Origin of the sequence: Agromyces sp. NPDC060279, from assembly GCF_042726785.1 — a bacterium.
Classification (GTDB): Bacteria; Actinomycetota; Actinomycetes; order Actinomycetales; family Microbacteriaceae; genus Agromyces.
The window spans coordinates 154,573-164,255 of sequence record NZ_JBHXBK010000007.1 but is presented as its reverse complement, the minus strand read 5'-3'; the positions used below and the strand labels follow the sequence as shown (position 1 = coordinate 164,255).

Annotated in this window: 8 protein-coding genes; 2 read left to right on the top strand and 6 right to left on the bottom strand. The window is 71.4% G+C overall.

Features of this window, described 5'->3' with window-relative positions:
* The 4 genes from ACFWE1_RS16305 to ACFWE1_RS16290 form a co-directional block, all read right to left on the bottom strand.
* Positions 1–557: hypothetical protein (locus tag ACFWE1_RS16305; protein ID WP_376934455.1), on the bottom strand; the 557-nt coding region annotated here is incomplete at its 3' end.
* A 102-nt stretch (positions 558–659) separates the two neighbouring features.
* Positions 660–1,064 (bottom strand): hypothetical protein, encoded by a 405-nt coding sequence (locus ACFWE1_RS16300; protein WP_376934454.1) that lies wholly within the window; start codon positions 1,062–1,064, stop codon positions 660–662.
* A 15-nt stretch (positions 1,065–1,079) separates the two neighbouring features.
* The gene (locus ACFWE1_RS16295; RefSeq protein ID WP_243569800.1) at positions 1,080–1,523 is read right to left on the bottom strand and encodes an NUDIX domain-containing protein; all 444 of its coding nucleotides are present in this window, start codon (positions 1,521–1,523) and stop codon (positions 1,080–1,082) included.
* A gap of 14 nt (positions 1,524–1,537) precedes the next feature.
* Entirely contained in the window at positions 1,538–2,923 is a 1,386-nt protein-coding gene (locus tag ACFWE1_RS16290) for a glycine--tRNA ligase (protein WP_376934453.1), read from the bottom strand.
* A gap of 110 nt (positions 2,924–3,033) precedes the next feature.
* On the opposite strand from ACFWE1_RS16290, the gene ACFWE1_RS16285 reads away from it, so the two are divergent.
* Both ACFWE1_RS16285 and ACFWE1_RS16280 read left to right on the top strand, forming a co-directional pair.
* The gene (locus tag ACFWE1_RS16285; RefSeq protein ID WP_376934452.1) at positions 3,034–4,335 is read left to right on the top strand and encodes an alpha/beta hydrolase; all 1,302 of its coding nucleotides are present in this window, start codon (positions 3,034–3,036) and stop codon (positions 4,333–4,335) included.
* 77 nt (positions 4,336–4,412) lie between these two features.
* Positions 4,413–6,950 carry a bifunctional lysylphosphatidylglycerol flippase/synthetase MprF gene (locus ACFWE1_RS16280; protein WP_376934451.1) on the top strand — a complete coding sequence of 846 codons (2,538 nt, stop codon included), beginning with the start codon at positions 4,413–4,415 and terminating at the stop codon, positions 6,948–6,950.
* A 118-nt stretch (positions 6,951–7,068) separates the two neighbouring features.
* On the opposite strand, the gene ACFWE1_RS16275 is transcribed toward ACFWE1_RS16280, so the two are convergent.
* Positions 7,069–8,859 carry an alkaline phosphatase family protein gene (locus tag ACFWE1_RS16275; protein WP_376934450.1) on the bottom strand — a complete coding sequence of 597 codons (1,791 nt, stop codon included), beginning with the start codon at positions 8,857–8,859 and terminating at the stop codon, positions 7,069–7,071.
* A gap of 88 nt (positions 8,860–8,947) precedes the next feature.
* Positions 8,948–9,625, bottom strand: coding sequence for a GNAT family N-acetyltransferase (locus ACFWE1_RS16270; protein ID WP_376934449.1), 678 nt, complete (start codon positions 9,623–9,625; stop codon positions 8,948–8,950).
* Positions 9,626–9,683: the final 58 nt, after the last annotated feature.

The window sequence follows — 9,683 nt, the reverse complement described above, 5'->3', positions numbered from 1 at the left end:
TGCCGGGCCGCATCAGCCGGGGTGCGGTGCGGGTCATCGAGGGGAACACCGTCGAGAGTGTCGAGTGCGGCGCGTACCTCGGCGTACGACGCGATCCCGTCACGGAACCTTGCCCACAGTCGGGGCAGGTGCCGGTGCGCGACCGTGGCGTGGTGGCCGCGGGACCGGATCGTCGCAGCGGGCAGTTGCAACCGCATCGACAGTTCCGCCGCGACCGAGCGGGCGGCAAGCTCGGCGACCGGGATGCCGCCGCGAGACTGGGCATGGCGGGACTGGGCGTGGTGCGCGTCGGGGTGGACGTACAGTTCAGGGTGGCTGTCGGCGAGAGCGAAGGCCTGCCGGTACGCGTCGAGTTGCGCGGCCTGCATGCGATTCGCTTCCAACTGGGCGCCCTCAGCAGCATCCAGGGTGGCTTGGAGTTCGGCGAACACGGCCCGCGACCCGCCCGCGGCCGACGCGACCCGCCACCCATCCAACGAAGGCCACTCAGGATCAGCCCACTCCGCAGCGCTGACCGCGGCCGGGTCGGCCAGGTGGTCGGGGCGCAGCGGGTCCATCCCCCAACACTATCGAACACAGCTTCGAAACTCGCCCCCGAAGTGGCGCTGTGGAAAACCGGCGTCCCCAGCCCTCAGCACCCAGCCCTCAGCACCCAGCCCTCAGCCGTCAGCGGGCAGCCAGTTCAGCCTCGACAGCATCCGCTCGAACTCGGCGACGATGCGGGAACGCTCCTCCCGGCTCCACGTCGCCGTGCGCGACCCCGCGCCGCGCGACACCAGCGCCAGCAGCTGCGGTCCGAGGAGCCGTCGCTGCTCGTCCGCCGTCAGGCCGACGAGGTCCTCCTCCGCGACCCGCAGGTCCACGATGAGCACCGCATCGCGGCGCTCGAATCGAGCGAAGGAGCGCGGCGCCAGCTCTCGCGGCATCGATCGCAACGCGACGAACAGCGCGTCCGAGACCGATTCGGTCGCCTGCACGAACGCGGCCGACGACGCCGAGAGCTCGTCCGCCAGCTGCCGCACGTCTCCGATCCAGCCAGTGTCGCTGGTGGTGTCGAACTCCATGCCGCCCGCGCAGCCCTAGTCGATGAGCCCGCTCGCGGCCAGACGCCGGAGCACCTCGGCTCCGGCCGGCGGACAGCGGTGGAGCTCGGCCGTCGTCACCCAGTGCAGGGCGCCGACCTCGGCCGACGCTCTCGGCGAGGCATCCGTGCGCGTGAGGAAGACCCGCATGCGCACCATCCGCCCCTCGGGCTCGCCGTGCGCCTGCGTGACGACCTCGAAGAGCTCCTCGAGCTCGGCGGGGTCGAGCTCGAGCGACACCTCCTCGCGTGCCTCGCGCGCGGCCGCCTCGGCGGCGGTCTCACCGTCGTCGATCTTGCCGCCCGGCATGTAGTGCACCTCGCGCTCGCGCGCGGTCACCATCAGCACACGGCGATCGCGGACGAGCGCGATCGCCGCGACGAGCAGATCGGGCAGGGCGGATGGCTCGGAGCCGCGCTCCGCGCCCGACTCCACGGCCACGACGATCCTTGCGATCAGGCGCCGAGCAGGCGCGTCGCCAGGTAGCCCTCGAGCTCGGCGAGCGGCACGCGCTCCTGCGACATGGTGTCGCGGTCGCGCACCGTCACCGCGTCGTCGTCGAGCGAGTCGAAGTCGACCGTGATGCAGAACGGGGTGCCGATCTCGTCCTGGCGGCGGTAGCGGCGGCCGATGGCGCCCGCGTCGTCGAAGTCGATGTTCCAGCTGCGGCGCAGCTTCGCGGCGAGTTCGCGGGCGAGCGGCGAGAGCTTCTCGTTGCGCGAGAGCGGCAGCACGGCGGCCTTCACCGGGGCGAGGCGCGGGTCGAGCTTCAGCACGGTGCGCTGGTCGGTGCCGCCCTTCGCGTTCTGCACCTCCTCGACGTGGTACGCGTCGACGAGGAACGCCATGAGTGCACGCGTGAGGCCGAACGCCGGCTCGATGACGTAGGGCACCCAGCGCTCGTTCTTCGACTGGTCGAAGTACGAGAGGTCCTTGCCGGAGTGCTTCGAGTGCGTCGACAGGTCGAAGTCGGTGCGGTTCGCGACGCCCATGAGCTCGCCCCACTCGCCGCCGGCGAAGCCGAAGCGGTACTCGATGTCGATCGTGCGCTTCGAGTAGTGGCTGAGCTTCTCCTGCGGGTGCTCGTAGCGGCGGATGTTCTCGGGGTCGATGCCGAGGTCGGTGAACCAGTCCCAGCAGTGCTGGATCCAGTAGTCGAACCACTCCTCGTCGGTGCCGGGCTCGACGAAGTACTCCATCTCCATCTGCTCGAACTCGCGCGTGCGGAAGATGAAGTTGCCGGGCGTGATCTCGTTGCGGAAGCTCTTGCCGATCTGCGCGATGCCGAACGGGGGCTTCATGCGCGCCGCCTGCAGCACGTTCGCGAAGTTCACGAAGATGCCCTGCGCGGTCTCGGGGCGCAGGTAGTGCAGGCCCGACTCGTCGTCGACGACGCCGAGGTAGGTCTTCAGCAGGCCCGAGAACGCGCGCGGCTCGGTCCACTGGCCGCGGGTGCCGCAGTTCGGGCAGACGATCTCGGCGAGGCCGCCCTCGGGCTCGCGCCCCTTCTTCGCCTCGAAGGCCTCGACCAGGTGGTCCTCGCGGAAGCGCTTGTGACAGCTGAGGCACTCGATGAGCGGGTCGCTGAAGACCTCGACGTGGCCCGACGCCTCCCAGACCTGCTTGGGCAGGATGACGCTGGAGTCGAGGCCGACGATGTCGTCGCGCTGCTGCACCATGTAGCGCCACCACTGGCGCTTGATGTTCTCCTTCAGCTCGACGCCGAGGGGGCCGTAGTCCCACGCCGAACGCGAGCCGCCGTAGATCTCGCCGGCTTGGAAGACGAATCCACGATGCTGGGCGAGGGTGATGACGGCGTCGAGCGTGCTGGGTGCGGCCACGGTGGCTCCAATGGTCGGTGAAGGGGTTCACCTGCAATCCTACGGAAATCCGTGGCGCCTCGGCCCCTGCCCGCTACCCTGTGGTCAACGCCGGGGGCTGGGGGGGTCGCATGCTGGACGCGCTGCTCGAGGTGAGCGTGGTCGACGGCTGGTTCCCCATCGCCCTCGCGGTGCTCGCGGTGCTCCTGCTGCTCTACCTGCTCGGCCGCGAGCGCAGCGGCGGCTGGGTCATGACGGCGTTCATCGTGCTCATCGTTGGCGGGCTGATCGGCGGCGCGGTGCTGTGGCTCTGCGCCAACTTCCTCGACCTCTTCGGCGGGCCGGTCGCCGACGCCGCCTGGCTCTGGGTGCCCCTCGCCTCGGGCGCGATCCTGCTGGCGATCTGGAACCTCTGGCGGTCGCGCTGGTGGCGCAAGCTCGTCGCGATCCTCGCCATCCCGGTGTTCGCCGTCACCGCGGCGGTCGGCGTGAACGCCGCCTACGGCATCGACACCACGATCGGCGCGATGCTCGGCATCTCGACGGCGGATCCGATCGACATCCCGCCGCCGGACCCGGCCGAGACGAGCGATCCCGCCGAACCGCTGTACGCCACCTGGCAGCCGCCCGCCGATCTGCCGGCGCACGGGGAGACGGGGCTCGTGCCGGGCGGCATCCCGACCACGAACTCCGGCTTCGACGCGCGCGCCGCGCAGCTCTACCTGCCGCCGGCCGCCCTCGTCGCGGACGCGCCGCGGCTGCCGCTCGTGATCATGATGATGGGCCAGCCGGGCGACCCCGACCCGCAGTTCATCGCGAAGGTGCTCGACGAGCACGCGGCGGCGCACGGCGGCCTCGCCCCCATCGCCCTCGTCATCGATCAGCTCGGCGATCCGGCCGACGATCCCATGTGCCTCGACACGGACCTCGGGAAGGTGGAGAGCTACGTGATGCAGGATGTCGTGCCCTGGGCCCGCGAGCACCTCGACGTGCTGCGCAGTGCCGCGAGCTGGACCGTCGCCGGCTACTCCAACGGCGGCGGCTGCGCCGCCTACTTCGGCGCGAAGTACCCGGAGGTCTTCGGCAACATCCTCGCGGTCTCTCCCGTCGAGTACGCCGGCGCCGAGCATCCGCAGGACACGCTGCGCGACGTCTTCGGCGGCGACCAGGCCGCCTACGACGCGGTGAAGCCCGCGAACATCATGGCGGCGAAGGCGCCCTACCCGGACTCGACGGCCGTCTTCACGGCGGGCGAGAACGACCCGGCCTACGTCGCGAGCGCCGAGGCGCTGGCGGATGCCGCGACGGTGGCCGGCATGGCGACGACGACGTTCATCGTTCCCGGTGCCGACCACGGCGTCTCCGCCCTCCTCGGCGGCCTCGACGAGGGCTTCGACGTGCTGTACCCGCGACTCGGGCTGGTGGCGCCGTGAGCGCGGGTGCGGGTGCGGGCGCGGGGGCGGCGGCTGGCGGGGCCCAGCACCGGGGCGACGGCGGTGGAGCCCAGGCGGTGCTCGACGCCGAACCCGTCGGGCGGCTGAGGTCGACCGGCGAGGCGCTCGGGCAGTTCGCCCGACGCATCCCCTTCAGCCTCGGCTTCGCGGCCCTTCTGATCGTGACGGCCGTGCTCGCCGGCACCGCCGGCGGCCCGCCCTCGCACGTGACCGAAGCCCAGTGGGCCGCCGGCGTGCTGACGACGATCGACGCCGGCCGGTGGTGGACCGTGCTGAGCGCGCTCGTGATCCCGTGGGACCCGTTCCAGCTCGTCGCCGGGGTGCTCGCGAGCGTGCTGCTCCTCGGCATCGCCGAGCGCCGGATGGGCACCGCCCGCACGGCGCTCGCGCTCCTCGTGACCGGCGCGATCGGCGTGCTGCTCGGCGTGGTGCTGCAGTGGATCGGCTCGCTCGCAGGGGAGTGGTGGGCGAGCGGCACCTCCGTCGACCTCACGCTCGACCCGCTGACGGGTATCGCCGGGGCGCTGATCACGGCGACCGCGTTCATGGGGCCGCTGTGGCGGCGGCGGTTCCGGGTCGTGACCCTCGCGTTCCTCTGCATCTTCGTGCTGTACGACGGCGACTCCTCCGACGTGTACCGGCTCATCGCGGTGCTCGTCGCCGGCCCCTTCGGGGCGCTGCTCGCGCGCGACGCCTCCGTGCTCCGCATCCCGCGCAGCTCCCATCGCGAGACGCGGACCCTCGTCGCCGCCATCGTCGCCGTGACCGGACTCGGCCCGGTCGTCGCGTTCGCGACCCGCACCGAGCTGACCCCATTCGCCTTCGGCTCCTTCCTCTTCGCCGACCAGCCCGTCGACCTCGACACCGTGGAGCGCAGCTGCGGCGACGCGGCCCCGCTCGCCGAGGACTGCCTGCGCCAACTCACCCTGCTCTCGGCCCAGGGCGTCGGCATGTTCCTGCTGTCGTTCCTGCCGGTCGTGCTGCTGCTGCTCGCCGCCTGGGGGCTGCACCAGGGCCGGCGCTTCGCGCTCTGGCTCGCCATCGCGGTGAACGCGGCGGTGCTGCTCTTCGCCCGGCCCGCCTTCGAGGTCACGAACGAGCTCGGCGACCTCGATTCGGGCGACTGGTCGGTGTTCGACCTCGGCGAGCTGCTGGTCTGGCTCGCGGCGATCGCCCTGCTGCCGATCGCGGTCATCGTGCTGCTCATCGTGACCAGGCGGCACTTCCGCATCCGCCTGGAGCGGCGGGCGCTCGGCCGCTTCGTCGCGATCGTCGTCGGCTCGTTCGCGGTGCTGGCGGTCGGCTACTTCGCCGTCGGACTCGCGACCATCCACGAGTACTGGCCCGCGGCGACGCCCGGCGACGTCGCGCTCGACACCCTCAAGCGCTTCGTGCCGCCGCACTTCCTCGCCGCCACCGACCCGATCGTGCTGCCGGGGCACGACTTCGCGAGTTTCCTCTACGAATGGGTCGGGGTGGCGTTCTGGACCGTCTTCGTCGTCGCGGCGATCCGCGTCATGCACCGGCCGGCCGGTCCCGCCGCCGACGGCGATGCGGCGCGGCTGCGGGCGCTGCTGCACCGCCACGGCGGGGGCACGCTCGGCTTCATGACGACGTGGCCCGGCAACACGCCGTGGTTCAGCGCCGACGGCGACGCGGCCGTCGCCTACCGCGAGATCAACGGGATCGCCATCACCATGTCCGACCCGATCTGCGCCCCCGAGCGCCTCGCCGACACGGTTCGCGAATTCGCGGCCTTCTGCGACGCGCGCAACTGGAGCCCCGTCTTCTACAGCGTGCACGACGAGCTGCTGCCCGTGTTCGACGAGCTCGGCTGGCAGCACATGTCGGTCGGCGAGGAGACCGTCGTGCGCACGACCGGCCTCGAGCTCACCGGCAAGCCGTGGCAGAAGGTGCGGCAGGCCCTGAACCGCGGGATCAAGGAGGGGATGACGACCGTCTGGGCGAGCTGGGACGAGCTGCCCCGGCCCACGATCGCCGAGATCACCGCCATCTCGGAGGAGTGGGTCGCCGAGAAGGAGCTGCCGGAGATGGGCTTCACCCTGGGCGGGATGGCGGAGCTGAAGGACCCCGAGGTGCGGCTCATGCTCGCCGTCGGCCCCGACGGCCGCCTGCAGGCGGTGACGAGCTGGCTGCCGGTGCACCGCGACGGCGACGTCGTGGGGTGGACGATCGACTTCATGCGCCGGGCCGACGGCTCGATGAACGGGATCATGGAGTTCCTCATCGCCTCCGCCGCGCTGCACATGAAGGAGGCCGGGGCCGAGGTGCTGAGCCTGTCGGGCGCGCCGCTCGCGACGAAGCCGCTCGCCCCGGGCGAGGAGCCGCCCCCGCCCACCGCGATGAGCCGGCTGCTCGAGTGGCTCGGGCGCACGCTCGAGCCGGCGTACGGCTTCTCCTCGCTGTTCCGGTTCAAGGCGAAGTTCAACCCCGAGTACCGCACGATCTCAATGAGCTACGCGGACCCGCTGATGCTGCCCGCGATCGGCATCGCCGTCGGCAAGGCGTACCTGCCGGAGGTGTCGCCGAAGGAGGCGATGGCGCTCGTGCGCACCCTCACCCGCGCGGAGTGAGCGCGGGTGTGGTTCGCTGAGCTCGTCGAAGCGCTTCGACGAGCTCAGCGAACCAAGGCTCGCTTCGACAGGCTCAGCGAACCAAGGACGCTTCGACGGGCTCAGCGGGCCAGGGGCGTCAGGGCTTGCCGAACAACCCGACGCCGTAGTCGTGCAGCAGCTCGTACGCCTCGGCGTAGGTCTCGGGCTGCTCCTGGTCGGGCGCGCCGTACTTCGCGAGCAGGATGCCGAGCAGCCCCCGCGCCGGCGGGCTGAGCGGCTTGTCCTTGTGCGTGTGGGCCGGATGCGGGGCATCCTTCTCGGGATTCGGCGGCGTGTACTGCGGGCGCGTCGTCGGCCAGTCGGACGGATGCCTCGGCTGCTCGAGGTTCACGACGTCGAAGAGATCGTTCACGCCGACGTCCCGCCGGGTGAGCGGCTTCAGCCCGTGCAGGCGGCTGAGGGTCGACACGACGGAGGCGTGCTGCATCTCGGTGTTCACCACGGTGCCGGAGCGCGTGTAGGCGGAGACGGCGATGGCCGGCACGCGGCATCCGAGCCGGTCGAACTCGAAGCCCATCTCGCCCGGCTTCGCATCCTCCTGGGGCGGCACCGCCGCGGGCGGGGGTACGTGATCGTAGGTGCCCCCGTGCTCGTCGAAGGTGATCAGCAGCATCGTGTTCACCGCGTTCGAGCCGTTCGGCGAGGCGCTCTGCTTGATCGCGGTGTAGATGTCGTGGATGAGTGCCTCGCCGGCGCGGACGTCGGAGACGGCGCTGTCGAGCACCTCCTGCCCGTCGACGTCGCTCTCCCGCAGCACGCCGAACGGCGGGTGGAAGTCGTTGTGGTTGTAGATCATCCGCGGCTCGATGAAGGCGTACGCCGGCAGGGTGCCGCGCTTCACGTCCTCGTAGAAGTCGGCCATGGTCGCGAAGCGCTCGGTGCGCCAGTACTTCTCGAGCACGGGCGCGTGCAGTACGCCGGTGAAGGACACGATCTGCAGTTCGTCGAAGTAGACGCGCCACGGGATGCCCGCCTCCTCGAGCCGGTTGAAGATCGTCGGCGAGGCCGGGGCGTCGAGCCACTTGCGGTAGCCCCCGCCGCCCTGGTTCGTGACGAAGCCGTGCGAGGTCGAGGCGTGGAAGAAGGAGCGGTTGCAGAATGTCTGTGACGGCACCGCGCAGTACCAGTGGTCGAACACGGCGAACTCGCTCGCGAGGGTCGAGAGCACGGGCAGCATCTCGGGCGAGAAGGAGCCCATGATCTGCCGGGCCTCGGCGGCCGTCGGCTCGGCGCCCTTCTTCAGCCGGCGGTAGTTGACGTGGTAGTCCTTCAGGAAGCCGCTCATCTTCGGCTGCTCGCCGCGCTTCGGGGCGTTGTAGGGCGGCAGCATCTCGTCGACGAAGAGCTCGGCGTTCGTCGCCGGGTCGATCGTGTCGAAGATCTGGGTGTTGACGTGCGGGTACTCCTCGCCCGGGTCGGGGTCGGGCTTGCTCATGATCTCGTCGGTGGGGCCGTCGTAGACGTGGGCGGCGACGCGCGTGCCGTCGGGGCCGACGTTGCCGTAGTCGCCGAAGGCGAGGCCGTCGAAGTCCTGCCCGGCGGGCAGCGTGTCCGGCGTGTAGAGCCAGCCGAGCAGGTTGTCGAAGGAGCGGTTCTCGCCCATGACGACGACGAGGTGGTCGAAGCCTGGCTCCGAGCGCGGCACGAGGCCGGCGAAGTCGTCGGTGCCTTCGGCGAAGCCCGCGCGGTGCCCGATCGCCGCGCCGATCGCGGCCCCCGCGCCGCCGCCGACGACGGCGCCCGCCGCGGCCGCCCCGCCGAGCTTCAGGAAGTCGCGTCGCGACCGGCGGCGCTCGCCGGGTGAGGACGGGGTGGATGCCGCGGCGCCCGTGTCGGTGCCCGCGCCCGGTTCGTCTCGTTCGGTCATCGGTGCCCCCTCGTCGAACGCGGCGGCGGCGCCGCGTGCTTGCGAGTGTAGCCAGGGCGGGCGTGCGCGCCGGCGCGGGACTCGGCGTTCAGCCCGCGAGGCGGGCGGCGGCGTGCTCGCGGCGCAGGATGCCGTAGAAGGCCATGTCGAGCCAGCTGCCCTCGTCGCGGTCGTACTCGTGCTCGACGAAGGTCGCTTCGTGCCGCATGCCGAGCCGCTCGCAGAGCTTCGCGGAAGCGGTGTTGGCGGCCACGAGCTCGGCGATCACGCGATGGGCTTGAAGCGTGTCGAAGCCGAAGGCGAGCACGGCGCCCGTCGCCTCGGCGGCGAAGCCGCGCCCCTGAAACTCGGGGTGCAGCACCCAGCCGAGCTCGAGCCGCGCGTGCTCGACGCTCGCCACCCGCACCATGACGTCGCCGATGACCCGGTCGCGCCCGGGGGCGCCGGGGGAGGGCTCGCCGGTGAGGACCATCGCGAAGTGCACGTTGTCGCCGTCTTCCGCCAGGAGTCGGCTGCCAACACGGCGCATGGTGTGCTCGTGCGCCTCGTCGCGGCTGCGCTCGGGCCAGGGGATGTAGCGGAGCACCTCGGGCAGGCGCTGGTACTGCCACACGTCGTCGCTGTCGTCGGCGGTGAGCGGGCGGATCAGCAGGCGCTCGGTGACGATCGGCCGGCGCTCGATCGCCTCGACGTCGAACGGCAGGGCGAGGGCCGGCCGCTCGCTGGGCAGTGCTGAGGTGGAACTGGCGGCGGCGTCGTCGGTCATGGCACGACGCTACCCGCAGCAGGCGACATCGGCAGCGGCCGGGGGCGGGCGAAGCTCA

Bases quoted from the DNA above. Each gene is read 5' to 3' on its own strand.
- ACFWE1_RS16270 (WP_376934449.1), bottom strand. From the start codon at position 9,625: ATGACCGACGACGCCGCCGCCAGTTCCACCTCAGCACTGCCCAGCGAG.
- ACFWE1_RS16275 (WP_376934450.1), bottom strand. From the start codon at position 8,859: ATGACCGAACGAGACGAACCGGGCGCGGGCACCGACACGGGCGCCGCG.
- ACFWE1_RS16285 (WP_376934452.1), top strand. From the start codon at position 3,034: ATGCTGGACGCGCTGCTCGAGGTGAGCGTGGTCGACGGCTGGTTCCCC.
- ACFWE1_RS16300 (WP_376934454.1), bottom strand. From the start codon at position 1,064: ATGGAGTTCGACACCACCAGCGACACTGGCTGGATCGGAGACGTGCGG.